22 protein-coding genes, 2 tRNA genes and 1 pseudogene are annotated in these 26,970 nt (G+C 66.7%); 20 read left to right on the top strand and 5 right to left on the bottom strand.

All coding sequences use genetic code 11. The features are described 5' to 3' along the window. Positions 1 to 114 precede the first annotated feature (114 nt). The 4 genes from WMN78_RS07385 (at position 115) to WMN78_RS07370 (ending at position 4,340) form a co-directional block, all read left to right on the top strand. The gene (locus WMN78_RS07385) at positions 115 to 648 is read left to right on the top strand and encodes a helix-turn-helix domain-containing protein (protein ID WP_340532945.1); all 534 of its coding nucleotides are present in this window, start codon (positions 115 to 117) and stop codon (positions 646 to 648) included. Next, on the top strand, positions 645 to 2,015 hold the full coding sequence (locus tag WMN78_RS07380) for an MFS transporter (protein WP_340532943.1): 1,371 nt from the start codon (positions 645 to 647) through the stop codon (positions 2,013 to 2,015). The genes WMN78_RS07385 and WMN78_RS07380 overlap by 4 nt, the downstream gene beginning before the upstream one ends. A gap of 202 nt (positions 2,016 to 2,217) precedes the next feature. Further along, positions 2,218 to 3,597 carry a glycosyltransferase 87 family protein gene (locus tag WMN78_RS07375; RefSeq protein ID WP_340532942.1) on the top strand — a complete coding sequence of 460 codons (1,380 nt, stop codon included), beginning with the start codon at positions 2,218 to 2,220 and terminating at the stop codon, positions 3,595 to 3,597. Continuing rightward, on the top strand, positions 3,594 to 4,340 hold the full coding sequence (locus WMN78_RS07370) for an SDR family oxidoreductase (RefSeq protein ID WP_340532940.1): 747 nt from the start codon (positions 3,594 to 3,596) through the stop codon (positions 4,338 to 4,340). The genes WMN78_RS07375 and WMN78_RS07370 overlap by 4 nt, the downstream gene beginning before the upstream one ends. A gap of 92 nt (positions 4,341 to 4,432) precedes the next feature. Here WMN78_RS07370 and WMN78_RS07365 read toward each other — a convergent pair whose 3' ends face one another. The 4 genes from WMN78_RS07365 to WMN78_RS07350 are packed head-to-tail and all read right to left on the bottom strand — an operon-like array spanning position 4,433 to position 9,073. Continuing rightward, the gene (locus tag WMN78_RS07365; RefSeq protein ID WP_340532938.1) at positions 4,433 to 5,632 is read right to left on the bottom strand and encodes an acyl-CoA dehydrogenase family protein; all 1,200 of its coding nucleotides are present in this window, start codon (positions 5,630 to 5,632) and stop codon (positions 4,433 to 4,435) included. Between the two features lie 23 nt (positions 5,633 to 5,655). After that, complete coding sequence (locus WMN78_RS07360; RefSeq protein WP_340532937.1) at positions 5,656 to 7,140, bottom strand: APC family permease; 1,485 nt, start codon at positions 7,138 to 7,140, stop codon at positions 5,656 to 5,658. Further along, a complete protein-coding gene (locus WMN78_RS07355; RefSeq protein ID WP_340532936.1) occupies positions 7,137 to 8,357 on the bottom strand; it encodes a glutathionylspermidine synthase family protein in 1,221 nt (406 codons plus the stop codon). Before WMN78_RS07355 ends, WMN78_RS07360 begins: the two co-directional genes overlap by 4 nt. 2 nt (positions 8,358 to 8,359) lie before the next feature. Further along, a complete protein-coding gene (locus WMN78_RS07350) occupies positions 8,360 to 9,073 on the bottom strand; it encodes a Tat pathway signal protein (protein WP_425341132.1) in 714 nt (237 codons plus the stop codon). Positions 9,074 to 9,258: 185 nt separating this feature from the next. Here WMN78_RS07350 and WMN78_RS07345 point away from each other — a divergent pair, with 185 nt between their 5' ends. The 11 genes and pseudogenes from WMN78_RS07345 to WMN78_RS07295 all read left to right on the top strand — a co-directional run bounded on the left by WMN78_RS07345 (position 9,259) and on the right by WMN78_RS07295 (position 19,429). Then, positions 9,259 to 10,878: a sensor histidine kinase gene (locus tag WMN78_RS07345; protein ID WP_340532935.1), complete on the top strand. Its 1,620-nt coding sequence runs from the start codon at positions 9,259 to 9,261 to the stop codon at positions 10,876 to 10,878. Then, positions 10,875 to 11,549, top strand: coding sequence for a response regulator (locus WMN78_RS07340; protein WP_340532934.1), 675 nt, complete (start codon positions 10,875 to 10,877; stop codon positions 11,547 to 11,549). The genes WMN78_RS07345 and WMN78_RS07340 overlap by 4 nt, the downstream gene beginning before the upstream one ends. Before the next feature lie 36 nt (positions 11,550 to 11,585). After that, the gene (locus tag WMN78_RS07335; RefSeq protein ID WP_340532933.1) at positions 11,586 to 12,239 is read left to right on the top strand and encodes an MOSC domain-containing protein; all 654 of its coding nucleotides are present in this window, start codon (positions 11,586 to 11,588) and stop codon (positions 12,237 to 12,239) included. Positions 12,240 to 12,640: 401 nt separating this feature from the next. After that, positions 12,641 to 14,842 carry a DEAD/DEAH box helicase gene (locus WMN78_RS07330; RefSeq protein WP_340532931.1) on the top strand — a complete coding sequence of 734 codons (2,202 nt, stop codon included), beginning with the start codon at positions 12,641 to 12,643 and terminating at the stop codon, positions 14,840 to 14,842. A 191-nt stretch (positions 14,843 to 15,033) separates the two neighbouring features. Beyond that, positions 15,034 to 15,819 (top strand): alpha/beta hydrolase, encoded by a 786-nt coding sequence (locus WMN78_RS07325; protein ID WP_340532929.1) that lies wholly within the window; start codon positions 15,034 to 15,036, stop codon positions 15,817 to 15,819. A gap of 197 nt (positions 15,820 to 16,016) precedes the next feature. Continuing rightward, a tRNA-Thr gene (locus WMN78_RS07320) sits at positions 16,017 to 16,088 on the top strand. Positions 16,089 to 16,149: 61 nt separating this feature from the next. Next, positions 16,150 to 16,223 (top strand) — tRNA-Met (locus WMN78_RS07315). 145 nt (positions 16,224 to 16,368) lie between these two features. Further along, a pseudogene (yidC, locus tag WMN78_RS07310) lies at positions 16,369 to 17,154 on the top strand (membrane protein insertase YidC); the annotation flags it as partial. Between the two features lie 141 nt (positions 17,155 to 17,295). Next, positions 17,296 to 17,805 carry a sigma-70 family RNA polymerase sigma factor gene (locus tag WMN78_RS07305; RefSeq protein ID WP_340532928.1) on the top strand — a complete coding sequence of 170 codons (510 nt, stop codon included), beginning with the start codon at positions 17,296 to 17,298 and terminating at the stop codon, positions 17,803 to 17,805. A 1-nt stretch (position 17,806) separates the two neighbouring features. Then, the gene (locus tag WMN78_RS07300) at positions 17,807 to 18,760 is read left to right on the top strand and encodes a hypothetical protein (protein ID WP_340532927.1); all 954 of its coding nucleotides are present in this window, start codon (positions 17,807 to 17,809) and stop codon (positions 18,758 to 18,760) included. A 9-nt stretch (positions 18,761 to 18,769) separates the two neighbouring features. Continuing rightward, entirely contained in the window at positions 18,770 to 19,429 is a 660-nt protein-coding gene (locus WMN78_RS07295; RefSeq protein WP_340532926.1) for an SDR family oxidoreductase, read from the top strand. Between the two features lie 52 nt (positions 19,430 to 19,481). On the opposite strand, the gene WMN78_RS07290 is transcribed toward WMN78_RS07295, so the two are convergent. Continuing rightward, on the bottom strand, positions 19,482 to 20,684 hold the full coding sequence (locus WMN78_RS07290; protein ID WP_340532925.1) for an ROK family transcriptional regulator: 1,203 nt from the start codon (positions 20,682 to 20,684) through the stop codon (positions 19,482 to 19,484). Positions 20,685 to 20,907: 223 nt separating this feature from the next. Between WMN78_RS07290 and WMN78_RS07285 the strand changes: the two genes are divergently transcribed. The 5 genes from WMN78_RS07285 to WMN78_RS07265 all read left to right on the top strand — a co-directional run bounded on the left by WMN78_RS07285 (position 20,908) and on the right by WMN78_RS07265 (position 26,913). After that, the gene (locus WMN78_RS07285) at positions 20,908 to 22,209 is read left to right on the top strand and encodes an ABC transporter substrate-binding protein (RefSeq protein ID WP_340532924.1); all 1,302 of its coding nucleotides are present in this window, start codon (positions 20,908 to 20,910) and stop codon (positions 22,207 to 22,209) included. A 25-nt stretch (positions 22,210 to 22,234) separates the two neighbouring features. Next, on the top strand, positions 22,235 to 23,182 hold the full coding sequence (locus WMN78_RS07280; RefSeq protein WP_340532923.1) for a sugar ABC transporter permease: 948 nt from the start codon (positions 22,235 to 22,237) through the stop codon (positions 23,180 to 23,182). Continuing rightward, positions 23,182 to 24,096, top strand: a complete 915-nt coding sequence (locus WMN78_RS07275; protein ID WP_340532922.1) for a carbohydrate ABC transporter permease — start codon at positions 23,182 to 23,184, stop codon at positions 24,094 to 24,096. Before WMN78_RS07280 ends, WMN78_RS07275 begins: the two co-directional genes overlap by 1 nt. An 88-nt stretch (positions 24,097 to 24,184) precedes the next feature. Then, positions 24,185 to 25,891, top strand: coding sequence for a glycoside hydrolase family 13 protein (locus WMN78_RS07270; protein WP_340532921.1), 1,707 nt, complete (start codon positions 24,185 to 24,187; stop codon positions 25,889 to 25,891). Between the two features lie 56 nt (positions 25,892 to 25,947). Beyond that, positions 25,948 to 26,913: an aldo/keto reductase gene (locus WMN78_RS07265; RefSeq protein ID WP_340532954.1), complete on the top strand. Its 966-nt coding sequence runs from the start codon at positions 25,948 to 25,950 to the stop codon at positions 26,911 to 26,913. The last annotated feature ends 57 nt before the right edge of the window (positions 26,914 to 26,970 follow it).

Raw genomic sequence — 26,970 nt, 5'->3', positions numbered from 1 at the left:
CTTGAGCGCGAACGGGCACTTGCGGCCCCGTTCCGGACGGCGGGAGGGGCCACAAATGCCCGTTCGGCCTCGGAATGCTAGCTTTCTTGAAGAAAGTCAGCTACGGTTTCCTTCATGGCACTCCGCTCCGACTGGTCCCAACGAACCTGCGCCCTGGCGCGGGGCCTGGACATCCTCGGCGATCCCTGGAGCATGCTGGTGCTCCGCGAAGTCTTCTTCGGCAACGGCCGCTTCGAGGCCATGAAGAACCGGCTGATGGTGGCCGATTCCGTGCTCACCAAGCGCCTTGCAGGCCTGGTTGACGCCGGGCTGCTGGAGCGGAAGCCGTACGACGACGGCGGCCGCACCCGCCAGGAGTACGTCCTCACCGGGAAAGGCGCGGACGCGCTGCCGGTGCTCAACGCCGTCGTGATCTGGGCCGAAAAGCACCTTCCGGCACCGTCCGAATCTGCACACATGTTTGTCATCCACACAACGTGCGGGAAGCGGACCTCCTCGGCGGACAGCTGCACGGCCTGCGGTGAACGGCTCACCGCGGACAACACCAGCTGGCACAGCCTCACCCGCACGCCCGGACCGGTCCGGCTGGCCACCGCCGCCTCAACTCCCTTCCGCAACGCGGGCGAACAGAACGGGCCCGAAGCATGAGCGCATCCGAGACCACCCTGCCGTCCGCGCCCAAAAAGAAGCCGCGGCGCCGGCTTCACCCGGCGTGGATCGTGGCCGCCGTCGCTTTCCTGGCCCTCGTGGGCGCCGCCGGCTTCCGGGCCGCCCCCGGAGTCCTGATGGTGCCGCTGCAGAACGAATTTGGCTGGTCCACCACCGTGCTTTCGGCGGCCGTCAGCATCAACCTGGTGCTGTTCGGCCTCACCGCGCCGTTTGCCGCGGCGCTCATGGAACGGTTCGGCATCCGCGCCGTAACCTCCGTGGCGCTGGTCCTGATCGGCGCCGGCAGCGCCCTCACTGTGCTGGTGAACCAGTCGTGGCAGATCCTGCTGACCTGGGGACTGCTGATCGGACTGGGCACAGGGTCCATGGCGCTGGTGTTCGCCGCCACCATCGCCAACACGTGGTTCACCAAGAGCCGCGGCCTGGTGATCGGCATCCTGACGGCCGGCAGCGCCGCGGGACAGCTGGTCTTCCTTCCCTTCATCGCCATGCTGGCCCAGGACCCCGGCTGGCGGCAGGCGTCCCTGCTCATCGCCGCGGGAGCCTTGGCCGTGGTGCCGCTGGTTCTGAAGTTCCTCAAGAACTCACCCGCCGACGCCGGAGTCCTGCCCTACGGTGCCGACGCCGCGCCGGAGCCGGCTGCCTCGGTAAGCCCCGACTGGAACGCAACACCCCCCGGAGTGAACGCCCTCCCGAGCGGCAACGCCGCGGTGCGGGCACTCCAGGTGCTCAAACGCGCCAGCAAGGTCCGGACCTTCTGGGCGCTGGTGGCCGGCTTCGCCATCTGCGGGGCCACCACCAACGGGCTCATCGGCACGCACTTCATCCCCTCCGCACACGACCACGGCATGGCGGAGACCACGGCGGCGGGCCTGCTCGCCGTCGTCGGCATCTTCGACATCCTGGGCACCATCGCGTCCGGCTGGCTGACGGACCGCTTCAACCCGCGGATCCTGCTGGCGGTGTACTACCAGTTCCGCGGCATCGGACTGCTGGTGCTGCCGCTCCTGCTCAGCGCGACGGTCCAGCCCAGCATGATCGTGTTCGTGGTGATCTACGGGCTGGACTGGGTGGCCACCGTTCCACCCACCGCCGCCATCTGCCGCCAGGTGTTCGGCGCCGACGGCAGCGTGGTGTTCGGCTGGGTGTTCGCCGCCCACCAGCTCGGCGCAGCCGCCGCGGCACTGGGCGCCGGTGCCATCCGCGACGCCACCGGCCAGTACACCTACGCCTGGTTCGGCGCTGCCGCCATGTGCACCATTGCCGCCGTCATCAGCGCCACCATCCGCAAGGATGCCGGAGCGCGGGAACCCGTGCTGGTGGAGGCCAGGGCTGCTGAGCGCTGAGTGCAGGTGCCAGGCCGGGGCCGCCGAGCGCGGCGGCTTGCCGTGCCACGCCGGGGCGTAGCGGGGGACAGGGCCGCGGATTCAGTAGGATGTGAGGACAAGGCGCCGTATCCGGCGCGAGTCAGCCGGCACATCATCGCGATACGCGCGCAACGCGCCTACAGTGGCGCCGCTTTGCAGGAACGACGTTTGGGGACACGGGATGGCACTGCTCGCCGCAAAAGCAACGAAGACCCCTGCGACGAAGCCCCCTGCAGGAAGAGCTCCGGGAGCGTGGTACCGGAGCCAGCTGGCCCGGGGCATCGCCGGGGAGCTCGTGACGTTGCTGGCCGTGCTGGCAGCTGCCCTGTTCATGGCCGCAAGACTTGACGTCTGGGGCGAGCAGGGCCTCGACTTCAGTGTCTACTGGCACGGCGGCAAGATCCTCAACGAAGCCGGCCAGGCGCCGTCGGACCTTTACAGCCGGACCGTGGGCTGGGCCGGCGGGCCGGAGTTGCCGTTCACGTACCCGCCGTTCGCCGCGCTGCTGTTCGGCCTGCTGGCCAGGCTGCCGGAGGAATCCGCGCTGATGCTGTTCAACGCCGCCGGTGCGGCGGTGGCCGTGTGGGTCGCGGTGCGCGGGGTGCGGTACTGGAGCGCCAAGCAGGACTGGCGCAGCACGTTCGGAGCCCCCGGGTCCACGGCAATTCACGGGTTCAAGGCAACGCGGAACCGGTGGGGAGCCGTCATCCTGCTGCTGGCCGTCATCAACCTGGGTCCGTGGCGCGAGACCCTGGCGTTCGGCCAGATCAACATCCTGCTCATGGGGCTTATGGCAGCCGACCTCCTCGCCCGGAACCAGCGCTGGAACCAGGGCTTCCCGGGCCGCGGCTTCCTGGTGGGCATGGCGGCCGGCATCAAACTGACGCCGCTGGTCTTCGGGCTGTACTTCCTGGTGCGTAAGGACTGGCGGGGCCTCTTCAACATGGCCGCCGGGTTTGCCGCCACCGTGCTCCTGGGATGGCTGGTCCGCCCGGCGGAATCGTTCCGGTTCTGGCTGGAGATCCTCCCGGACACCTCACGGATCGGCGGCGCGGGCTACGTGGACAACCTGTCGATCAAGGGCGCCCTGCTGCATTTCGGTGTTCCCGAAGCCGGCGTCACCGTCCCGTGGCTCCTGCTGAGCCTGGTGGTGACGGGCGCAGGCGCCTTGGTGATCAAGGCCGCCAGCGATCAAGGCGCCCGGGTGGTGGCCATTTCGGCAACCGCGCTGACCATGCTGCTCATCAGCCCCGTGTCCTGGTCCCACCACTGGGTGTGGATGGCGGCTGTCCTCCCGGCCTTCGCCTGGACCCTGCGCGAGACGCCGCACCGTCACCGCGTCACCCGCTGGCTGATGGGCGGAGTGCTGGGTGCCTCGATCATCGTGTTCTTCTTTTCGCCCAAGAGCATCGGCGAGGCCCTGGGAGCGGAGAACCTTGACTTCCAGGATCCCGAGCCGTGGCTTATGGCCTCCAGCGCCGGAGTGTTCTGCGCCGTGGCTATCCTGGCCTGCTGGCTCGTGGTGCTCCGGCGGGGTTCGCTAGCCGAGGTGCCCGCGTGAGCCGGACAGCCCTGGTGACCGGCGTCGGACGCCTCGCCGGAATCGGCGCCGGCATTTCCCGCCGCCTGGCCGCCGACGGCTGGGACCTGGTCCTGACCTACTGGCAGGACTACGACACCCGGATGCCCTGGGGAGTCCAGCCCGACGACGTCGAACGCCTCGCAGCGGAGTTGGAGGCAACCGGGGCGCGCGTCGTTGCCCTGCCGGCCGACCTTGAGGATCCGCTGGCCGTGGACCGGCTGATGGCTGCGGCGGCGGAGCAGGCCGGACCGTTGCACGGGCTGGTCCTCAGCCATGCCGAGTCCGTGGACTCCGGCATCCTGGACACCACCCTGGCCAGCTGGGAACGGCACTTCGCCGTGAACACGCGGGCCAGCTGGCAGCTGATCGCCGCGTTCGCCCGGCAGGCGGCGCACGACGGCGGCGCGATCGTGGCGCTGACCAGTGACCACACGGCGTTCAACCTTCCGTACGGTGCGTCCAAGGGAGCGCTGGACCGCACGGTGATTGCCGCGGCACGGGAGCTGGGCCCGCTCGGGATCACGGCGAACGTGCTGAATCCCGGCCCGGTGGACACCGGCTGGATGGACCAACAACTGCGCGAGGACCTCACACGGCGCCAGCCAGGCGGGCGGCTGGGGACCCCTGCGGACGTGGCGGGCACCGTGGCCTTCCTGCTCTCGCCGGAGGGCCGCTGGGTGTCCGGGCAGCTGATCAAGGCCGACGGCGGCTTCTCGGCCTAGGTTCACCCACCCGCCGGCCAACCCAAGTAGCTCGCAGTTAACGTCGTGAAAAGCGCTTTTGACGACGTTAATTGCGAGTCAGTTGGGCGGGGTTAGCGGAAGGCGCCGATGCCGGTGATGTGCTGGCCCAGGATCAGCGTGTGGACCTCGTCCGTGCCTTCGTAGGTCCGCACCGACTCGAGGTTGGCGGCGTGCCGCAGCGGCGAATAGTCCAGCGTGATCCCGTTGCCGCCCAGGATGGAGCGGGCCTCGCGGGCAATCGTCAGGGCCTCGCGCACGTTGTTCAGCTTGCCCAGGGAGATCTGCTCCGGCCGGAGCGTGCCGGCGTCCTTGAGCCGGCCCAGGTGGAGCGCCAGCATGGTGCCCTTCTGGATCTCCAGGAGCATGTTCACCAGCTTCTCCTGGGTGAGCTGGTACCCGGCCAGCGGCTTGCCGAACTGGAGCCTGTCCTGCGAGTACTTCAGCGCCGCTTCGTAGGAATCGCGGGCCGCACCCATGGCGCCCCAGGCAATCCCGTACCGTGCCTCGTTGAGGCAGGTGAACGGGCCGCGCAGGCCGCGGGCACCCGGCAGCAGGGCCTCGGGTCCCAGCTTCACGCCGTCGAACACCACATCGCACTGGATCGAGGCACGCATCGAAAGCTTCCGGCCGATCGGCGTCGCGGTGACCCCGGGCGTTCCGGCTGGGACCAGGAAGCCGCGGACGCCGTCGTCGGTCATGGCCCACACCACCATTACCCCGGCAACGGAGGCCAGCCCGATCCAGCGCTTGGCACCGTCAAGCACCCACCCGGCGTCGTCCCCGGAGCCGTCGCGGCGCGCAACAGTGGTCATGGAGGAGGGGTCGGATCCAGCTGTGGGTTCGGTCAGCGCGAAGCAGCCGATCACCTCACCGGCGGCCATCCGGGGAAGCCATTCCTGCTTCTGTTCCTCGGACCCCCACTTGTGGATGGCGGTCATGGCCAGGGAACCCTGCACCGAAACGAAGGTGCGGATCCCGGAGTCTCCGGCTTCCAGTTCCATCGCGGCCAGGCCGTATTCGACGGCGGAGCGCCCCGGGCAGCGGTAACCCTCCAGGTGCATGCCAAGGACGCCCAGTTCGCCGAGTTCCGGGGCAAGATCGAGCGGAAAAGTCGCGTCGTCGTACCAGCGGGCAATGCCCGGCTTGATCCGTTGCTCGGTGAAATCGCGGATCCGTTCCCGGAGCGCCAGCTCCTCCGGGGTCAGGAGGGCGTCCAGGGCCAGGACGTCGGAGGGGTCCGGAACGGAGGTCAGGTCAGCGGCGTTGCTCATTGGAGCATCCTACGGGTTTGTGTTTACAGCTTGCTGGGCACTGTACGTTTTGCCAGGAAGTAGTCCCGGGTGCCGGGGGCGAAGCGGCACACCACCGCCAGCACCACGCCCAGCGCCAGCAGCACCACGCCGCTGACGAAGGCACCGCCCATGCCGAAGATCTCCGTATCGCCGTACGCCGGATCCCACATCTGCACGGCGGAGATGAAGAACGCGGCCGTCAGCATCAGCGCACCAAGCAGGGGCAGGATGCCCCTGAACCACAGGTTGCGGGCGGACTCGCGCAGGGTGCCGCGGAAGAACCAGAAGCACGCGAAGCCGGTCAGCGCGTAGTAGAAGGCAATGAACAGGCTGATGGCGCTGATGGAGTCGGAGAGCAGGTTCTGGCTGAGGAAGCTCATGGCCACGTAATAAACGACGGCGGCGGCCCCCATCACCTTCGTGGAGAACCCCGGCGTCTGGTTGCGCGGGTGGACCTCGCCGAACCTGGCCGGCAGGGCCCCGTGAACGCCCATGGATAGCGTGCCGCGGGCGGTGGGCAGGATGGTGGTCTGGGTGGAGGACAGCACCGACGACAGCACCGCCACCACGATCAGCCAGCCCCACGGCCCCAGCACCACGTCCTTCATGGCCAGGAAGACGTCGTCCTGGTTTTCGGCGTTGCCCAGGCCGATGCCGTCCGTGCCCACGGTGGCATACATCATCACCAGCAGGGCCACGGAAACGTAGATCGCCACCAGCACGAACGCGGAGATGACGGCGCCGCGGCCGGGGGTGGTGGCGGGATTCTCTGTCTCCTCGTTCACGGCCAGGCAGGTGTCCCAGCCCCAGTAGATGAAGAGCGCCAGGAGGGCCCCGTGGACTACGGCTCCGGGATCGGCGAAGGCGCCTGCCGGGTTGAACCACTCGATATCGAAGGCCTGGCCCTCCGGCGCCCCGCCCGCGATCCTGAAGACAATCGCCACCGCGAATATGCCCAGCGAGACATACTGCACGTACGTCAGGACCCGCTGGACATGCTCGCCCAGCCGGATGCCGCGGTAGTTCACCAGCGTCATGAAGATGATGAACACGACGCCGGTGGCCGTCACCAGGAGGTCGTTCTCCGCCAGCGACCCGTCGCCGATGAGCAGCCACAGGTATTGTCCGGCAACCTGGGCCAGGTTGGCGAGCACCACGATGCCGGCGAGGGCAACGCCCCAGCCGCCCAGCCAGCCGGCCCAGGGGCCGAACGCCCGGCGGGCCCAGATGAAGGTGGTGCCGCAGTCCGGCATGGCACTGTTCAGTTCCCGGAAGGCGTAGGCGATGAAGAGCACCGGCACAAAGCCGAGGAGCAGGATCAGCGGCGTGTAGTTGCCGTTGACTGCCACGATCAGGCCCAGCGTGGCGGCGAGTGAATAGACGGGGGCGGTTGAGGCCAGCCCCAGCATCACGGAGTCGCCCAGGTCCAGGATGCCGGCGCGCAGCCCCTTGGACGGAACTGCCGCCGTCGTCGTCCCTGTGCTCATAGTGCGATACCTGCTTTGCTGGAGGAGGCCGAGGCGGCCTGGACTGACAGGGGTGCCGGGGCGTCGATCGTGTTGGGGACGAACCGGCAGAAGTAATCGGTGATGGGGCCGTCGGATTCCCGGATGCCGCAGCCCACGGACTCGCCATCCACCACCCACAGGCCCAGGACGGGGTGGTTGCCGTCGAAATCGGGCAGGGAGTGGAACTGCTGGTAGCACCAGCCCTCGCGCCCGTAGCCGCCCGGCTGTTCCATGTTGATGCCGGCGGCGTGGATCTTGATGTTGTCTCCCTCGCGACCGTGCAGCGGCTTCGCCACCCATTCCTTCAGCGGCCCGGGCTCGTTCAGGTAGGCCGGGAGGAGGTTCGGGTGGTCCGGATAAAGGTGCCACAGCGCTGCCAGGAGCGCCTTGTTGGACAGGAGCATCTTCCACGCCGGCTCCACCCAGCGCGGATTGTGCGCGCGCTGCAGGAGGCGCTGGCCGAAAGGCTCCTTCATCATCAGTTCCCACGGATACAGCTTGAAGATGGTGCTGATCATGAAGTTGTCCAGGTCCACAAAGCGGTTCAGGTTGGGGTCCCAGCCGATGTCCGACATGTTGATCCCGATAGTGGTCCAGCCGCCCTGGCCGGCGACGTCGCGCATGTAGGCCGCCGTCATCCAGTCCTCGCCTGACTGTTCGGCTTCCGAGTGGGCGACGTGGAGCGTGCTCATGCCGGTCCGGTACTGCAGCTTCTTCCACTGCCGGATCAGGGCTTCGTGGATTCCGTTCCACTGGTCCTTGTCCGGGAACACGTCCTGCAGCCAAAACCACTGCGCCACGGCGGCCTCGATCAGGCCCGAGGGGGTGTCGGCGTTGTACTCCAGCATTTTGGCCGGGCCGCCGCGGCCGTCATACACGAAGTCGAAGCGGCCGTAGATGTCCGGGTCCCCGGCCTGCAGCGATTCCGCGGCAAGTTCGAGGGCCTGAGGCCCGATCCCGATATTGCCCATGGCCCCGGTGGCGAGGTACTTGGCCGCCTCCAGGCACATCAGGTGCATGTCTTCGGCGGTCTTTTCGAGGGTTTCCACCTCGTCCATGGTGAATTCGTAGTAAGCGGACTCGTTCCAGTACTCGATCTTCTTGCCGTCCGGCATGGTGGTGGTGGAGAAGACCAGCCCCTGTTCCTCAATCTTCTGCTTCCAGTCGGGCCTCGGGGCTGCGCTCAGTCTCTTCACGCCTAGCCTCCCGTGCTTCCGCCCTTGGAGCTGCTGCCGAAGCCGCCCCTGCTGACCGTGCCGCCCTTGGTGCTGTAGCCCTTGGACGTTTTCGCCCCCTGCGGCACGGTCTTGGTGAAGCTGGGGTACTGCGAGCGGTTCTGCCCTACCGCAGGAACACTGGCGCCGCGGGAGTAGAAGTACCAGGCGTAGATGGCGGAGCTTCGGCCGGCGCTGCTGCTGTTGTCGCACTGGGCGTCATCCACGCGCTCGCCGGTTTCATCGTTGAAGCAAACCTGCGCGTAGTCGGCTTCCGCCTCGTTGCTGGCCACGATGGCGGTGATGGTGCCTGCCAGCAGGGCAGTGACGCCCAGGCCGACGACGACGGTACGGCGTTGCGAGCGCTTCTTGCGTGCCGCTGCTTCCCGCTCGCGTTCGTGTTCAAAGGGGTCGAGCACGGGCCCCGGCCCCTTCCCGGGTTCGGGCGGCAGGCCGCCAGCTGCGGGACGGTTGAGAAGGTCCGGGCGCAGCTCCGGCTTGGGGACCTGCCACGGCGGCAGCTGGCCCGCGGCGGGATCGTGCGGCTGCGGCGTGAAGTCTTCGGGCGCGGTCATCCAGCCGGGCTTGGCGGCACCGGGACCGCCGGCTTCTGCCGGCTGGCCGTCCGTGCCCTGGTGCCCGGTACGGGCGTTCTTCGGATCCTTCTTTGGATCCTCGGTCGGGTCCTGCGGGTCCATGGGTCCCCCTTGGTTGTCCATGTTCAATCTGTCCGGCCAGGCACGCGGCAAGGCTTACGGCCACGCGGGTGGCAGGTCCGCCTGTCAACGGGCGGAGCTGGGTAAATCCTGAAGTCAGCCTAGTGCCTGAAGAGAGGTGCTGTTAACGAAAAACGGGGGAGATCTGCCCGTGCCAAGATGGAGCCATGGCAGCAGTTGAATCCGCCCGTCCCGGCCGGTCCGGCGCAGGGAGTTCCGGCGCAGGGAGTTCCCGCCGCCCGGGTTCCGGGACGGCGCGCCCCGGGGCAGAGCGCTTGGCTCTCCGGGGAATCGGCCGGAGCCGCTTCGTCCTGGGCATGGTCCTTGCAGTGGTCCTCCCCCCTGCCGTGGAAGTCCTGGTGACGCTGGCGGGATACCGGAACTTCAGCATCATCATGCTGCTGCATCTCGCCGTCGCCGTGGCAGTGGCTGCCATCGGGGGCATCTGGCCGGCGGTGGTGGCGGCTGTCCTGGGCACCACGCTCCTCAACTACTTTTCCGCCGATCCCGTGGGCACGCTGTCCATCGCCGATCCGTCCACGTTGTTCACCCTCGTGGTGTTCCTGGCTGTCGCCTGCAGCGTGGCCCTGGCCGTGGGCCTGGCGACCCGCCGGGCCCAGGAAGCCGCGAGGTCCGGGGCCGAAGCCACGGCACTGAGTGAGCTCTCCCTGCGGATCCTCAGTTCCGACGGCAGCGTGGAGACGTTCCTCGAGAAGGTCCGCAGCAGGCTGGGAGTGGACGCCGTCACCCTGGTGGCGGGAAGCCCGTCGGGGGATTCCCCCGGCCCCCGTCCCGCGCCCGGAAGAGGCCCGGGACGGGGGCCGGGCAGCCACACGCAATGGACAGTACTTGCCAGCGCCGGGACCAGCCCGCCGGTGACCCATGCGGCCGCCCAGCATGCCGTCGTCGTCGATTCCCGCTACACACTGCTGATCAACGGCGGGCCGCCGGCGGGTCAGCCCTTCTCCGGCCAGCACCAGCGGATGCTGGCCGCCTTCGGAGCGTTCCTGGTGGCCATCCTGGAACGCCGGCAGCTCGTGGCAAGCATGGAGGACAACCAGCGGCTGTCCGAGGGCAACAAGATGCGAACCTCCATCCTGAGGGCTGTCAGCCACGACCTCCGCACACCGCTGGCCGGAATCAAACTGGCGGTCAGCAGCCTCCGCCAGGAAGACGTCCGGTTTTCCCCGGAGGACGAACGTGAACTGCTTGCCACGATCGAGGATTCAGCTGACAGGCTGGACCACCTGATCGGCAACCTGCTGGACATGTCCCGGATTACGGCGGACTCGGTTAACCCGCTCCTGGGCGGACTGGGCTGGGCGGACGTACTGCCCGATGCGCTCCGGGGCCTGCCCGCGGCCCGGATCCGGGTGGAACTGCCGCCCAACCTTCCCCGGGTGGAGGCCGACGCCGGCATGCTGGAGCGCGTGGTGGCGAACCTGGTGGAGAATGCGCTCAAATACGCGCCGGATGCCGATGTCGTGCTGACAGCGCGCGCGGGGGAGGGGATCGCACTGGGCGGAAGGCCGGCCAGCGAATTCCGTGTGGTGGACGAAGGCTCGGGAGTGGCCCCGGCCGCCGTACTGGACATGTTCCAGCCGTTCCAGCGGCTCAACGATTCCCAGCGCACGGGCGGCGGCCGCACCGTGGGGATCGGGCTGGGCCTTGCCGTCGCCAAAGGCTTCTCCGAAGCCATGGGAGGAACCCTGGCAGCGGAGGCGACGCCGGGCGGCGGGCTGACCATGGTGGTCACCCTGCCGCTGTGGGAGGGGCCGCGGCCGTGACCCTGGTACTGATCATCGAAGACGAGGCCCAGCTGGCCAGGGCCATGCAGATCAACCTCCGCGCCCACGGCTACCAGGCCATCACCGCGGGATTCGGCGCGGACGGGCTGAAGATGGCCGCCCAGCACCCCGTGGACATCGTGGTGCTGGACCTCGGGCTGCCGGACATGGACGGGGTGGACGTGATCCGGGGGATACGCGGCTGGAGCTCCGTGCCCGTCATCGTGCTTTCCGCCCGCCACGCCTCGGAAGACAAAGTGGACGCGCTCGACGCCGGAGCGGACGACTACGTGACCAAGCCGTTCGGCCTCGACGAGCTCCTGGCACGGCTGCGCGCGGCCTCCCGGCGCTCGCCGGCGCAGCGCGAGGCTCCCACGGTGGAAACCGCGGACTTCGTGGTGGACCTGGCAGCCCGGAAGGTGGTCCGGGACGGGCACGAGATCCGGCTCACCCCGACGGAATGGAACATCCTGGAGCTGCTGGTGCGCAACGCGGGCAAGCTGGTCAGCCAGCAGCAGCTCCTCACCCAGGTCTGGGGCCAGGCCTACGCAAAGGAGACCCAGTACCTTCGTGTCTACCTGGCCCAGCTTCGCCGGAAACTCGAGCAGGACCCGGCCAAACCGCGCCACCTGCACACGGAGGCCGGCATGGGGTACCGGTTCGATCCCTGACGCCCGCAGCCGGTGATGCCCGCCTAGACTGTAGCCATGGACACCGCATCTGTGCTTGCCGTCTGCCGGGTACACCAGCTCCTGAGCGATGAGGGGAGTGTGGGCGTCACGGCCATCGACAAGCGTGCCGTCGAAGGTCCGGTCAGGGTTCACAAGCTGGGACTCCACGGCGACATCCAGGCCAGCCGCATCCACCACGGCGGTGTGGACCAGGCACTCTATGCCTATTCGCAGGACGACGCCGACTTCTGGGTGGGAGAGCTGCAGCGCGAACTCCCGCCGGGGGTATTCGGGGAGAACCTGCGGGTGGCCGGTATCGGGGCCACCACTGCGGTGATCGGAGAACGGTGGAGGATCGGCCTCGACGTCGAGGTAGAGGTGACATCGCCCCGCGTTCCCTGCGCCACGTTCCAGCGCCGCATGGACGAAGCCCGCTGGGTCAAGCGATTCACCGAAGCGGGCCGGGTGGGCACCTACCTCCGTGTCATCAAGACCGGGACCATCCAGGCGGGCGACCATGTCCACCGCCTGTTCGTCCCCACCCACGGCGTGACAGTCGGCAACTGGTTCAGCGACCCTACGCTCGAGGACATGGAAGCGCTGCGGGATGCCGACGCTGACGGCGAGATCCGCCTGCAGCCGGAGTACCACGAGGAATTCGAGAAGCTTCAGCGGCGCCTGGGCGTCTAGCTCCGCCGGGCGCCGCGCAGCCCGTGTGCGCAACGTCACCGCCCCTGGGTGGCCGGCGGGTTAGTGCAACGCGGAACCATGCTTTACACTTGAAATATCCCCCACTCCGGAAATCCCTTATTCCTGCCCAATTTTTGAGGCAGGACTGGCAAGTGTTGGGGCCCGCACAAGCGATGCGGGCATTTTCATAGGGAGAGCCGGCTAAAGAAAACGCTGTACAGACTGCTGGGATAGCAGCCAAGAGATGCAGCGGGAAGTCCTGCCACGGGATTGCGAAAGCGCCGGACTTCTACGTGACCGGCCGGTCAATGTCTGCCCGGCGTCCAAACGGCACATGCACTGCGGCTCCGCTCACCTCGGGTTGTGCCGCCTGGCCCCCTATGGATGAGGAAAACTTCCCTATGCCCGAAAATCACAACGACGCCATCAACGAAGCAGCCACTGCCGAGACCGCCGTCGAAGCCCCCGAGACCGCTGCTCCCGAAGCCGGCTCCGCCCCCCTCTTCGCTGAAGCGCCTGCCGCTGAAGCCCCCACCGCAGAAGCCCCCAAGGCAGAAGAAGCCCCCAAGGCTGAAGCTCCCAAGGCTGAAGCGCCTGCCGCTGAAGCCCCCAAGGCCGAGGACGAAGAAGAAGGCGTCCGCTTCGCCGACCTCGGCATCGACGGCCGCGTTCTCGCCGCGCTGCAGGATGTCGGGTACGAGAAGCCTTCCCCCATCCAGGCAGCAACCATCCCGCTGCTGCTCGAAGGCCGCGACGTCGTGGGTTTGGCCCAGACCGGCACCGGTAAGACTGCAGCATTCGCAGTACCGGCACTGTCCCGCCTGGCCGAGCTCCACGACCTCAACGGCCCGTCCCGCAAGACGCAGGCCCTGGTCCTCGCCCCGACCCGCGAGCTGGCGCTCCAGGTTGCTGAGGCCTTCACCTCCTACGCCAAGCACATTGACGACTTCACGGTCCTCCCGGTTTACGGCGGCTCCGCCTACGGCCCCCAGCTCGCCGGCCTGCGCCGCGGCGCCCAGGTTGTTGTCGGAACCCCCGGCCGTGTGATCGACCACATCTCCAAGGGTTCCCTGGACCTGTCCGAACTCCAGTACCTGGTGCTGGACGAGGCCGACGAAATGCTCCGCATGGGCTTCGCCGAAGACGTGGAGCAGATCTTCCAGCAGACGCCTTCGGACCGCCAGGTCGCCCTGTTCTCGGCCACCATGCCGAGCCAGATCCGCCGCATGTCCAAGCAGTACCTGAACAACCCGGCTGAAATCTCGGTTAAGTCCAAGACCACCACCGGCGCGAACACCCGCCAGCGCTATCTGCAGGTCATGGGCCCGCACAAGCTCGACGCACTGACCCGCATCCTCGAGGTTGAAGAGTTCGACGGCGTTATCGCCTTCGTCCGCACCAAGATGGCCACCGAGGACCTGGCTGACAAGCTGAAGGCGCGCGGTTTCCAGGCTGCCGCCATCAACGGCGACATCCCGCAGCAGCAGCGCGAGCGCACTGTCGACGCCCTCAAGGAGGGTCGCATCGACATCCTGGTGGCCACCGACGTCGCGGCCCGCGGCCTTGACGTTGAGCGCATCAGCCACGTGGTCAACTACGACATCCCGCACGACACCGAGTCCTACGTCCACCGCATCGGCCGCACCGGCCGTGCAGGCCGTTCCGGCGACGCCATCCTGTTCATGACGCCGCGGGAGAAGTACCTGCTGCGTTCCATCGAGAAGGCCACCCGCCAGCCGGTGGAGCAGATGCACCTGCCCACGGCCGAGACCGTGAACACGCTGCGCCTGGGCAAGTTCGCCGAGCGCATCACGGAGACCCTCGAGTCCGAGGACGTTGCCGCGTTCCGCGACCTCATCTCCTCCTACGAGGAAGAGCACAATGTGCCCGCCTCGGAGATCGCTGCTGCACTGGCCGTCATGGCACAGGGCGGACAGCCGCTGCTGGTCAAGGAACTGCCGGCAGCTCCCGAGTTCCAGAAGCGCGAGCGCTCCAAGGACGGCTTTGGTTCACGCGGTCCCACCCGCACCCTGACCGAAGGTAACGCCACCTACCGGATCGCCGTCGGACGCCGCCAGCGCGTCATGCCGGGCTCCATCGTCGGCGCCATTGCCAACGAAGGCGGCATTTCCTCGGCCCAGATCGGCGGCATCGACATCCGCTCGGACCACTCCCTCGTGGAGCTCCCGGCTGACCTGAGCCCCGAGCAGCTGCGTGCCCTGTCCCGCACCCGGATCGGCGGCGAGCTGATCCACCTCGAGCTGGACAACGGCCGCAAGCCGTCCGGCGACCGCGGCAGCTACCAGGGCAGCCGTGGCGGCGACCGCGGCGGTTACTCCGGCGGCGGAGACCGTGGCGGCAACTTCAAGGGCAACGGCGGGTTCAAGAAGGAATTCCGCAAGAACGACGGCGAGCGTTCCTCCGCCGACCGCGGCGGCCGTTCCTACAGCGACCGTTCGGAGCGCAGCGTTGGCGCTGACAGCGGACCCACCCGCGGCCAGGCCAGCGACTCCCGCTTCGGCGGCCACGGCGACGGCTCACGCAAGCCCCGCCACGGCAACGAAGGCGGACAGCGCGACTTCAACCGCAAGGGCAAGTGGTAAGCCCTAGCAGCACCAGGCACTGAGAAGGGGCCGGCTTTCGAGCCGGCCCCTTCTCGTTTAAGTCCCTGTTGAGCCGGCTCCTTAAACATCAGAGAGCCGTGGACTTAGATGAGGGACCGGCTTGCGGGCGGGACCAATGCGTGCCCCACGCGAACGCTGAAGGCTCCAACTGGGCCTGTAGGCTCTGGTTCGTGATTGCTCAAATCTTAGGAGAAGGACTTCCGCTCGTCGTCATCCACGGATTCGGTGTAGATCATCGGATCATGCTGCCATTGGAGGACGCCATCGATGAGTGCGGGTGGCAGCGGATCTATATCGACCTACCGTGGGCCGCGGGGAATTCTGACTTCAACATCACCAGCACGGACCACGTCGCGCAGGGGGCTCTGGACGACATCCATGACTATCTTGGAGACCGGCCATTCGCGCTGATCGGCAACTCCTTCGGAGGCATGATTGCCCGGTACGTAGCTCACGAGCTTCGAGATCAGGTCCTTGGCCTGGCTACTCTTGCGGGTGTGTACGAGCCGACCCATCAGGCGCGTAGCCTTCCCCGCCGGCAGGTTGTCCGGGAGGACCCCTCCGTTCTGGCTTTGGCTGGACAGGTGCGGGATGACTACGAAGAGATGACCGTCGTCCAGAGCGAGGCCACGCTCGAGGCATTCACCCGCTATGCACTGCCTGGTCTTCGCGCAGCGAACCAAACCATTCTCGACCGGGTGGCAGCGGAGTACGCGCTCTCTGTCGAACCGGAGGTCGCGCACCCTGCTCCCTTCGAGGCGCCCTCGTTGCACCTTTTTGGGCGTCAGGACCATGTAACTGGCTACGAGGACGGGTGGAAACTCCGCAATCACTATGTCCGGGGCACCTACGCGGTGCTGGACGCCGCTGGCCATAACGCTCATCTCGAGCGCCCGGATCTTACTGCCGCGCTGGTGAAAGACTGGCTCATGCGGACCAGCGCGTCCGCCGTGTGAGCCGATTCCCGATCCGACGCCCGTGTTCGCTTCGTCACACCGGGCCGGCGAGATAGCCGCAACCGTCCCCGCGCGGCTCCTCCGTGGCAGTTTTGGCCCCGGATTTCCGCGCTTTTCGGCGCGTTTGGCCGCTTCCCGGAGCGTCCCCGCCGCCGATTTGTTGGGAGCGGAATCTTCCGGTAGAGTATTTACTCGTTGCCCCCCTAGCTCAGTGGTAGAGCGCGTTCTTGGTAAGAACGAGGTCACCGGATCGATTCCGGTGGGGGGCTCTGAATGAGGGCCTGTGTCAAGGCGGTTTTGACCGGCTTGATGCAGGTTTTTCTCATTCGTGGCGGTGTAGCTCAGTTGGTTAGAGCGCACGACTCATAATCGTGAGGTCGGGAGATCGAGCCTCCCCACCGCTACAGGATAAGCCCCTGGAATCCTTGAGATTCCGGGGGCTTTCCTGTTTCCACGGACTTTTAACCGCCGGCCCGACCGCCGGCAGCGGCCCGTGACAAGTGCCGCGTTTGGCAGTAGCTTTGCAGCAACTGGCGGATGGGGATCTCAGTGGACTTCTTTGAAGCAATCATGTTTCCGTTCAAGTGGCTGGTTTCCCTCATTATCGTGGCCTTCCACGACGGGCTGGGCGCCCTCGGTATGCCGGCTGCCAGCGGCTGGACCTGGACACTCTCCATCATCGGGCTGGTGCTGGTCATCCGGGCCGCCCTGATCCCTGTCTTCCTGAAGCAGGTCAGCGCGCAGCGGCGAATGCGCAGCCTGCAGCCGGACCTCAAAAAGCTGCAGGACAAATACAGGGGCAAGGCCGATCAGTTGTCCCGCCCGGCCATGGCGCAGGAACAGATGGCACTTTACAAGAAACACGGCACTAACCCCTTCTCGGCCTGCCTTCCCCTGCTGATCCAGACGCCGTTCTTCCTGGCCCTTTTTCAGGTGCTCTCCGGCGTCGGCACTGCGGCCGGCCGTGGCGAAGGTATCGGGACCATGGACCACGAGCAGGTGGTGCAGTTTGATCAGTCCAGCATTTTCGGCGCCCCGCTGTCCGCGTCATTGCTCCACGGCTCCGGCGGTAATGCTGTTGCGGTGACCGTGCTGGCCGTAGTGATGATCCTGGCCATGACGGCGGCGCAGTTCTTCACACAGAAGCTGGTCTTGGCCAGGAGCACGCCTGAAGAGGCAGCCGCGGGGCCGGCCATGATGCAACAGAAGGTGATCCTTTACATCCTGCCGGTCGTCTTCGGCGCTGGCGGCATCGTTTTCCCCATTGGTGTCCTGATCTACTGGACCGTTTCCAACCTCTGGACCTTGGCCCAGCAATACATCGTTACAGAGCGGGCAGCTGGTCGACCTCGGGACTCCTGACAACGTCCGTCCAGGCACTGACCGAAAAACTTTTACGCCGTGAGTAACGCATGGCGGCGGGCCGGAAACAATACAGATAGATCGCGGCTCAGAACTACTCATCAGGGGGAAATTGTGCTTTCCGAGCGTGAACTGGCGTTTATCGCCTTACACAAAGATAGCTATCCAGCGGTCTTCAGGTTCGTGCGCCGAAGGGTGGAATCCCCGGAAGTGGCCGAGGAAATCGCTGCAGACGTTTTCCGGGTGGTGTGGCAGAAGTGGGGCGACCAACCGAGGACGGATACCGCCTGGCTGGTCACCGTGGCGCGGAACATGATCGGAAATGCGTACCGGAGCCGTGACCGCCAGCGCGCGCTCCAGGAAAAGCTGCGAGCCACGGCAGTCCTGAGTTTCGGGGAGGGCTCCGACAACCTGGCCGTGCATGATGCCATGGCCGGTCTGCGGGAGAAGGACCGGGACATTCTCCAGCTGGCCTACTGGGACAGGCTGGACACGGCGGAGATCGCGGGTGTGCTGAAGTGCAGCGAGTCCGCCGCAAAGGTCCGGCTGCACCGGGCGCGGGCAGCGTTCCGGAAACACATGCCTGCGGGCGCAGAAGCGATCACACAGAGGATGGGTGCCTGAAATGGATCCGATCAAGAACATGATTTCCGCGACGGATCCCGTCCGCAACGATCCGTCAACACCGGAGGGCGACGCGGCCCTCCGCCGGATGCTTGCCGATCCGGCCGCGTTCAGCGACAGCCTCCCGGCCGGTGAGACTTCGCTCGAGGAGCGCAGGCTGCGGCGCGCCCGGCTTGCCGGGGCGATCACGCTGGCCGCGGCCGCTGTCACCGCAGGGGTCCTGGCGGCCACCAACCTCGGTCCGATGGCGTCCGCGCCGGGACCGGCCACCACCGTCACCGCATCGGAAACCGCGGCGCCGGCTACAACAGCACCGATCAGCAGTGATCCCGCCAGCGTTTCGGCAGGGCCTACACCGACCGGGACGCCGCCCGGGGCCGCGTCTGCGCAGACCTTCATCTTCCCCGACGGGCACCTTTCCTTCACATACCCCGAAGGGTGGAGCGTGCGGACGGAACAGGGGCCGTACCTGACGGAGGAGTCGAAGGCCGGCTCCGTGGCCGCGGTGGTCGCAGACAGCTCCGGCGCCGAGGTGGCCCGGGTCCTCAGCGGGATGTACGGCGATGGAGCGGCCGGCCGCGTCAAGCGGACCGTTCTGGACAACGCCCCTGTCCCGGGAATCACGGACGTATCCGGGAACGCTGCAGAGTTCGGCTTCGCCTCGGACCAGATCCTTCCCGTCTCCTATCCAGGGATGCCGGAGTCAACGCAGCCGGCGGACAGCACCGCGCTCTACTACTTCATGGACGTCCGGCTGGCCAAGGAGTTCCTGCCGACGCAGGAGGGTTCGGGAAGCAACCAGGTCCTCCTGCCCAACGGGGTCATGTCCGCCTACGTGGTGTTCGATTACGAAAAGCAGCCCGTCTTCGCCACGCCCGATGCGGCGAGGGAGTGGATGGCGAGCGAACGGTACGCAAAGCTGAAGGCACTCCTGCTCAGCCTGAAGTACTCGTAAGCTGGGTCAATGACGCGCATCGCAATCATCGGCGGCCACGGCAAAGTGGCTTTGGAACTGGCCAGAATCCTCGCGGCGGACGGTAAGGACGTCACGTCCTTCTTCCGCAACCCGGACCACACGGAGGACGTCGCGGCAACCGGCGCCACGCCGTCGGTCCTGGACGTTGAGAATACGACGACGGCGGAACTCGCCGGCGCACTCAGCGGACACGACGCCGTGGTGTGGTCCGCCGGTGCAGGCGGCGGCAGCCCCGAACGCACCTATGCCGTGGACCGGGACGCCGCCATCCGGTCGATGGACGCGGCGGCGGAGGCCGGCGTCGGGCGCTATGTCATGGTGTCCTACTTCGGTGCAGGACCGGACCACGGAGTCCCGGCGGACAACAGCTTTCATGCCTATGCCGAGGCGAAGGCCGCCGCGGACCAGTACCTGCGCGGCACGGACCTGGCCTGGACCATCCTGGGCCCCGGAACCCTGACGGACGGCCCGGGCAACGGGCTCATCGACGTCAACCCGGCGGACACCTCCGGGGGCACCGCAACGTCACGGGCGAACGTGGCACTGGTGACGGCCGCCGTACTGGGCCTGCCGGACACCGCGGGCCGAACCATCGAGTTCCGGGACGGCACCCTCCCGGTCTCAGCCGCGCTGCAGCCTGCCGGCTAAGCGTCACCAGCGCGAGCGGCTCTTCGGACGGGGCTGCTGGAGGCGAAGCTGCTTAGGCCGTGGCCGCGAGCTCCAGGTCGAGGGTGTTTGCCTCCACGTAATCCAGGGCGCACCGCACGGCACCCACGGTCACGATCGAGTCGCCCAGGGGGGAAACGGCAACGGTCGGGGGAGTGGCGGTGAACTTGGGCAGCCGTTCGGTGATCGGCCCAAGCAGCACGCCAGCCGAGTTTGCCACTGCGCCGCCAATGACCACCAGCTCGGGGTTGATGATGGTGGCCACGGCCCCGATCACCCGTGCCATCCTCTCTGCCAGCCGGTCCAGGATTTTCAGGGCCACAGCATCCCCGGCGGCGGCGGCGGCAAAAACATGCTCCGCCTCGACGCCTTCGCCGGCATGCTCCCGGAGCGTGGTTTTGGCCTTCCCGGCCAGGGCTTCGGCGCCCCAGGTGCGGGCAAGGTTCGCGATGCCGAACGTGTCTCCCACGCCCTCCAGCATGTCCAGGAACGCAAGCTCACCGGCACCGCCGCCGCGGCCGTGCAGCAGCCGCCCGCCGTCGATCACGCCCGAACCGAAGCGTTCACTGGCGAGAATAACCACAACGTCGTCCACGCCGGCCGCCGCACCTCGCCAGCGGTCCCCCAGGGCGGCGAGATTGGCGTCGTTTTCCAGCAGCACCGTCCACCCGCGCAGGTCCCGCAGCGCAGCCTTCAGGCCGACGTCGAACAGTCCCCAGAAGTGCTGGGTCGCCAGCACGTCCCCGTTGCGGTCCACGGGGGCCGCGATTCCGGCGCAGACTGCGAGTACAGAGTCCGGGGAGGCCCCCACGCTGTGCAGGGCCATCATGGCGGTCCGGTCAACCACGGCAACCCGTTCCTGGGCCGTGATCTCGGCCCCGGCGAACGGCTGGCTGGACCGGCCCAGGGCCTTGCCGCGTAGATCGGACACCACCACCGTTGCTTTGGAGATTCCCACGTCCATGCCCAGGACGTAGCCGGCGCGCTCGTTGAGTTCGAACCGGCGCGCCGGCCTTCCCTTCTGGTAGCCGCCAAATGCCCGCTGGTTTTCCAGCTCCCTGATCCAGCCGCGCTCCATGAGGTCCTCGCACACGGAAATGGCGGTGGCCCGGGTCAATCCGGTGGCTTCCATGACTTCCGTGACCGTCACGGCCTGGGAGGCGCGCATGAAGTCGAGCACTGCTCCGGCACTCACGCGCCGCAAAAGCTGGGGCGTTGCGGCGGACATTTCAGACATGGTGTTGACCTCTCTGTGCTTTGCACCACATAATACTTGAGGAACTAAATTTAGATTCCATATAAACTAGGCATGATGGCCCGGACGGCCGCCGACCTCTGCCTCTACTTCCAGCCCTTCACTCCGCCTTTTGCAAAGGAGCAACTGTGAACAGCATCCTGAAGCACTGCCTGCCCGCGCCGCCCGCACAGCCCAGCCACCTCCGCACGTCAGTTCCTGCCCTGTGAACGCGGCTGCACCCGCGTCACCGCTCAGCCGGCGTTCCCTGCTCCGGGCAGCAGGCCTGGCCGGAGCCGCTTTCGTGGTTCCCCTGTCCGGCTGCGGCGCCACGCCTGCCACACAAAACGGGGTCACCACGCTCCGGTTCATGCAGAACAAGCCGGAGGTGGTGGACTACTTCGACCAGGTCATCAAGGACTTCGAGGCGCTGAACCCGGATGTCCACGTGATCCAGGACTTCAACGAGGGCAACTTTGTTCCCGGCCTGGTCCGCAACGATCCGCCGGACGTCGTGACCCGCGGTTTCGCTCAGGCCACCGCCGACTTCGTCAAAAAGGGCATCTTCGCCGACCTCTCCGGGATGCCCGTGGCAGACACCATCGACCCCGAGATGCAGGAGCTCGTCAACTCCTGGGGCCAGTACAACGGCAGCGAGGTCAGTGCCCTGCCGTTCTCGATTGCGGCAGCCGGCGTCATCTACAACCGCGGCATCTTCGAGGCGCAGGGCGTGTCAGTGCCCACCACGTGGGACGAGTTCGTGGCGGCCTGTGAAAAGTTCAAGGCGGCCGGGATCGCGCCGATCTACGGAACGTACAAGGATCCCTGGACCCTCGCCCAGGGCATGTTCGATTACGCGTCCGGCGGCACGCTGGATGTTGCGGAATTCTTTACGAAGCTCAACGCCAAGGGTGCCGGGATCACCAAGGACTCCGCTGAGTCGTTTGCCGACAATTTCGGGCCCGCCCTCCCCAGGATGCTCCAGCTTGCCTCGTTTTCGCAGAACGGAGCGGCCAGCAAGAACTACGCGGACGGAAACGCCGCCTTCGCCAAGGGCCAGGCGGCCATGTACCTCCAGGGTCCGTGGGCCCTCTCACAGCTTGTCGCAGCCAACAAGGACATCAGGCTCGGAACCTTCCCGCTGCCGGTGACGAACAACCCGGACGAGACCAAGGCCCGCGTGAACGTGGACATGGCGCTTTCCATCACCCGCAACACGCCCAACATGGCAGCGGCACAGCGGTTCGTCAACTACCTGCTGGAACCGTCAGTGGTGAACACCTACAACGAAAAGAACGCCGCGTTCTCACCGCTCAAGGACGCTCCCGCCGTCAGCAATCCGCAGATCAGCGGACTGAACGCGGCAGTGGAAGAGGCGCGTTACTTCCAGGGCGCCGTGACCTACTTCCCGCCGTCGGTGCCCGTGAACAACTACATCCAGTCCTTCGTGTACAGCAAGAACGGCGAGCAGTTCCTCGCCGCCCTCGACGACGAATGGCGCCGCGTCGCCGAGCGTACCGCGGTCTGACCCCCACCCGAATCCAGGAGCCTCAATGACTACAACATCCCGGGTGGCCCAGACAGCCCCTCCCGCAGGACGCAAGAACCAGACTTCCCGCCCTGCCGGCACGTCCCGGTCCAAGAGCAGGATCGATCCCACGTACTACTGGATGGTGGTGCCCGTCCTGGCACTGTTCGCCTTCTTCATCACCCTGCCGGCACTCGTGGGCGTCTTCTTCAGCCTCACGAACTATGCAGGCTACGGGGACTGGAAGTTCATCGGCCTGATGAACTACGTCAACATCTTCAAGGACCCGGCTGTTCTGCAGTCGTACATTTTCACGTTTGTGTTCGCCCTGACCACCACGGTGGTGGTGAACGTGGTGGCCCTCGCGATCGCGCTGGGCCTCAACGCGAAGATCAAATGGCGCACCGGCATTCGCACCGTGTTCTTCATCCCCATGGTTCTCTCCGCCCTGATCGTCTCTTTCGTGTTCAACTACCTGTTTTCCAACACGCTTCCGGTGCTGGCGGAACGGTTCGGCGTCACCCCGCTGGCCGCGAGCATCCTGGCCAACGAGAACCTCGCCTGGGTGGCCATCGTGATCGTCACTGTGTGGCAGGCGGCGCCCGGCGCCACCATCATCTACCTGGCCGGCCTCCAGAGCGTGCCTTCCGAAGTCTACGAAGCCGCGGACCTCGACGGCGCCGGCAGTTTCCGGCAGTTCCTCAGCCTGACGCTGCCGCTGATTATGGGGTACCTCGTGATCAACGTCATCCTCGGCTTCAAGGGATTCCTGGGAACCTACGAGATCATCGTGGGCCTGACCGGCGGCGGTCCCGGCATGGCAACCCAGTCAGTGGCCATGCGCATCTTCTCCGGCTTCACCGGGGGCGACTACTCCTACCAGATGGCGAACGCCGTCATCTACTTCCTGATCACCTTGCTGATCTCCGTCATCCAGTTGCGCCTCATCCAGCGCCGGGGGGTTTCACTCTAATGACCGCATCCACACTTCCCGCCTCGAAGGGGCGTGCTTCCGCTGTTCCCGGGGCCAAGGCGCCTGCTCCGAAGAACCGCCGGTCCAACCGCGAGGGCTTCAAAATCAACTGGTGGATCACCGCGCTGATGCTGGCCGCCTCGTTGACCGTCCTGCTGCCGCTCTACTTCACCGTGGCGATGGCACTCAAGTCCCCGGACCAGATCGGCACCGGCACTGGCCTCGCCTGGCCGAACCCGATGAACTGGGAGAACTTCGCCGCCGCCTACGTGGCAACCAACTTCCCGCGGGCCTTCATGTCCACGGCGTTCGTTACCGTGCTGAGCGTCATCGGCTCCCTGGCCTGCAGTTCGCTGGTGGCCTACGCAATCGCGAGGAACTGGAACCACAAATTCTTCCGGGGCTCGTTCGTCTACCTGCTCTCGGCAATGTTCATCCCTTTCCCGGTGATCATCCTGCCCCTGATCAAGCAGACGGCACTGCTCGGCCTGGACAACCCCGCCGGCGTCGTGTTCCTGCATGTCCTCGGCGGCATCTCCTTCAATACCCTGCTCTACATCGCCTTCGTCCGCTCCATCCCGGTGGAACTCGAGGAATCGGCCCGCATGGACGGCGCCACTACGTGGCAGGTGTTCCGCAAGATCATCTTCCCGCTGCTTGCCCCCATGAACGCCACCGTTGGCATCTTCGCCTTCCTCGGCTCGTGGAACGACTTCCTGCTGCCGCAGATGATTATTGCCGATCCCGCGCTCCAGACCCTGCCCGTGGTGCAGATGCTTTTCCAGGGCGAATTCAACACCAACTACAGCCTGGCCTTCGCGTCCTACCTGATGGCCATGGCGCCCACCCTGGTGGTTTACATCCTGGCGCAACGTTGGGTACTGTCCGGAGTCATGCGGGGCGCAGTGAAATAGGACGCAGTGAAGCAGGGCCCCAACCCGGGCACCCATCTATTTTTCCCATTACCAAAAAGAACAACCGACACAAGAAAAGGAATCTCCTTTGTCCACCACCGCCACTCTGGCAACCCTGTCCGATTCAAACCTCGCAGCCGATCCCAACTGGTGGCGCCAGGCCTCCGTGTACCAGATCTATCCGCGCAGCTTCTCGGATTCGAACGGTGACGGACTGGGCGACATCAAAGGCATCACGGCCAAAGTGCCGTACCTGAAGGAACTGGGGATCGACGCCGTCTGGCTCAGCCCGTTCTACCCGTCCGCGCTCGCGGACGGCGGCTACGACGTCGACGACTACCGCAATGTCGACCCCAAGCTGGGCACCCTGGAGGACTTCGCCGAAATGTCCGCCGCGCTGCACGAGGCCGGCATCAAGCTCATTGCGGACATCGTCCCCAACCACTCCTCCGACCGCCACGAATGGTTCAAGGAAGCCCTGGCCTCCCCGCGGGGATCCGCTGCCCGCGAGCGCTACATCTTCCGTGACGGCCTGGGCGAGAACGGCGAGCTGCCGCCGTCGGACTGGGACTCCGTCTTCGGAGGTCCGGCATGGGAGCGCATCACGGAGCCGGACGGCACTCCCGGCCAGTGGTACATGCACATCTTCGCCAAGGAGCAGCCGGACCTGAACTGGTCCAACCGCGAGATCCGCGACGACTTCCTGAAGACCCTGCGCTTCTGGTCCGACCGCGGCGTGGACGGCTTCCGCGTGGACGTGGCGCACGCCCTCACCAAGGACCTCACCGAGCCGCTGCTCTCCAAGGTCGAACTCACTGAAGCCAACACCGGCACCGACGGCTTCCCGGACGGCTCGCACCCGTTCTGGGACCGCGACGAGGTCCACGAGATCTACGCCGAATGGCGCGAGGTGTTCAACGAGTACAACCCGCCGCGCACCGCCGTCGCCGAAGCCTGGGTGCACGCCACCCGCCGCGCCCGCTACGCCAGCCCGCAGGGCCTGGGCCAGGCCTTCAACTTCGACCTCCTGCAGGCCGATTTCGACGCTGACGAGTTCCACGAAATCATCACCCGGAACCTTGCCGAAGCCACGGCCACCGGCGCCTCCTCTACCTGGGTCTTCTCCAACCACGACGTCGTCCGGCATGCCACCCGCTATGGCCTGCCGAAGGGCGGCGGCGTCCACGCCAAGGGCCAGGACGGCAAGGGCTGGCTGCTGGCCGGTGCACCGGCCGAGGAACTGGACGTCGAACTGGGCCTGCGCCGCGCCCGTGCGGCCAGCCTGCTGATGCTCGCCCTCCCGGGATCGGCCTACCTCTACCAGGGTGAGGAGCTCGGCCTGCAGGAAGTCGCGGAGATCCCGGACTCGGAGCGCCAGGACCCGTCCTTCTTCCGCAACAAGGGCGTGGAGATCGGCCGCGACGGCTGCCGCGTGCCGCTGCCGTGGGCCGCTGAGGGGTCGTCCTTCGGCTTCGGCGCCGGGGATGCACACCTGCCCCAGCCGGCCTGGTTTGCCCGCTATGCGGTTGACGCGCAGGACGGTGTGGAGGGCTCCACGCTGGAGCTGTACCGCAAGGCGCTGAAGCTGCGCCGCGAGCTGCAGACGGCCGAGGAACTGGAGTGGGTGGAAACCGGCAACCCCAAGGTGCTGCAGTTCAGCCGCCACGGGGGCTGGCAGTCCGTCACCAACTTCGGTGACCAGCCGGTACAGCTCCCGGCCGGCGAGGTGCTGCTCAGCAGCGCGCCGCTGGAAGCCGGTAAGCTGCCCGGCAACACCACTGTCTGGCTGCGGTGAGCACTCCCGTGAGTGGAGAGGCAGGCCGGGCGCAGGGGGACACCCCCGCGTCCGGCCTGCCCGGCGTTGCCCACCGGTCCGGCCAGGAGCTGATCTACGGCTGCATGGGGCTGGGCGGCAGCTGGTCCGCTGAGCCGTACGAACCTCGGCATGTGGAACAGGCGGCTGCGGCGATCGACGCTGCACTGGATTCCGGCATCACGCTGTTCGACCATGCGGACATTTACCGCGCGGGCAAGTCCGAGGCCGTCTTCGGTGAGGTCCTGGCGATTACGCCGGGGCTGCGGGAACGGATCCGGCTGCAGACCAAGTGCGGGATTCGGCTCAACGAGCAGGGGCTGGAGACGCACTACGACCTGAGTCGCGACGGGATCCTCGAGCGGATCAACGGCAGCCTCAAGCGGTTGAAGACCGAGTATGTCGATGTCCTCCTGCTGCACCGCCCTGACCCGCTGGCGGACCCCGCCGAGGTGGCGTCCGCCGTCGGACAGTTGATGCGGGAAGGCAAAGTGCGGCAGGTGGGTGTGTCCAACATGTCCGCCCCGCAGATCGAAGCGCTGCAGGACCGCCTCGAAACTCCGGTGGTGGCCAACCAGCTGGAGATGAGCCTGCTGAAACGGGCCTGGCTGGAAAGCGCCGTGCTGGTGAACCACGCGGAGGGGCTGGATTACAGCTTCCCGCACGGCACCGTGGAGTTCTGCACCCGGAAGGGGATCACCTTGCAGGCCTACGGAGCGCTGGCGCGCGGACACTACACCGGAGCTCCGCCGGAAAGCCCGACGCCGGCCGAGGACGCCACGGCGGCGCTCGTCGCCGGGATGGCGGTGGCCAAGGGGACCACCCGTGAGGCCATCCTCCTCGGGTGGCTGATGCGGCATCCGGCCGGGATCGCTCCGGTGATCGGGTCGGCCAACCCGGACCGCATCCGGGCATGTGCCGGAGCGGCCCATGTTGCCGCCGCCATGACCCGGGCCGAATGGTACAAACTGTGGGTCACGGCCCGGGGGAGCAACATCCCCTAAAACCGGCCCGCCCACGTGCCCGCTTAACCCAACTAGGTCGCAGTAGATGTCGTTATG

Origin of the sequence: Arthrobacter oryzae (assembly GCF_037911235.1) — a bacterium.
GTDB lineage: Bacteria > Actinomycetota > Actinomycetes > Actinomycetales > Micrococcaceae > Arthrobacter > Arthrobacter oryzae_E.
This window is presented reverse-complemented; position numbering and strand designations above follow the sequence as displayed.

Coding starts and splice junctions, on each gene's coding strand:
- WMN78_RS07385 (WP_340532945.1), top strand. CDS start 115: ATGGCACTCCGCTCCGACTGGTCCCAACGAACCTGCGCCCTGGCGCGG.
- WMN78_RS07380 (WP_340532943.1), top strand. CDS start 645: ATGAGCGCATCCGAGACCACCCTGCCGTCCGCGCCCAAAAAGAAGCCG.
- WMN78_RS07375 (WP_340532942.1), top strand. CDS start 2,218: ATGGCACTGCTCGCCGCAAAAGCAACGAAGACCCCTGCGACGAAGCCC.
- WMN78_RS07365 (WP_340532938.1), bottom strand. CDS start 5,632: ATGAGCAACGCCGCTGACCTGACCTCCGTTCCGGACCCCTCCGACGTC.
- WMN78_RS07360 (WP_340532937.1), bottom strand. CDS start 7,140: ATGAGCACAGGGACGACGACGGCGGCAGTTCCGTCCAAGGGGCTGCGC.
- WMN78_RS07350 (WP_425341132.1), bottom strand. CDS start 9,073: ATGGACCCGCAGGACCCGACCGAGGATCCAAAGAAGGATCCGAAGAAC.
- WMN78_RS07345 (WP_340532935.1), top strand. CDS start 9,259: ATGGCAGCAGTTGAATCCGCCCGTCCCGGCCGGTCCGGCGCAGGGAGT.
- WMN78_RS07335 (WP_340532933.1), top strand. CDS start 11,586: ATGGACACCGCATCTGTGCTTGCCGTCTGCCGGGTACACCAGCTCCTG.
- WMN78_RS07330 (WP_340532931.1), top strand. CDS start 12,641: ATGCCCGAAAATCACAACGACGCCATCAACGAAGCAGCCACTGCCGAG.
- WMN78_RS07300 (WP_340532927.1), top strand. CDS start 17,807: ATGGATCCGATCAAGAACATGATTTCCGCGACGGATCCCGTCCGCAAC.
- WMN78_RS07295 (WP_340532926.1), top strand. CDS start 18,770: ATGACGCGCATCGCAATCATCGGCGGCCACGGCAAAGTGGCTTTGGAA.
- WMN78_RS07290 (WP_340532925.1), bottom strand. CDS start 20,684: ATGTCTGAAATGTCCGCCGCAACGCCCCAGCTTTTGCGGCGCGTGAGT.
- WMN78_RS07280 (WP_340532923.1), top strand. CDS start 22,235: ATGACTACAACATCCCGGGTGGCCCAGACAGCCCCTCCCGCAGGACGC.
- WMN78_RS07275 (WP_340532922.1), top strand. CDS start 23,182: ATGACCGCATCCACACTTCCCGCCTCGAAGGGGCGTGCTTCCGCTGTT.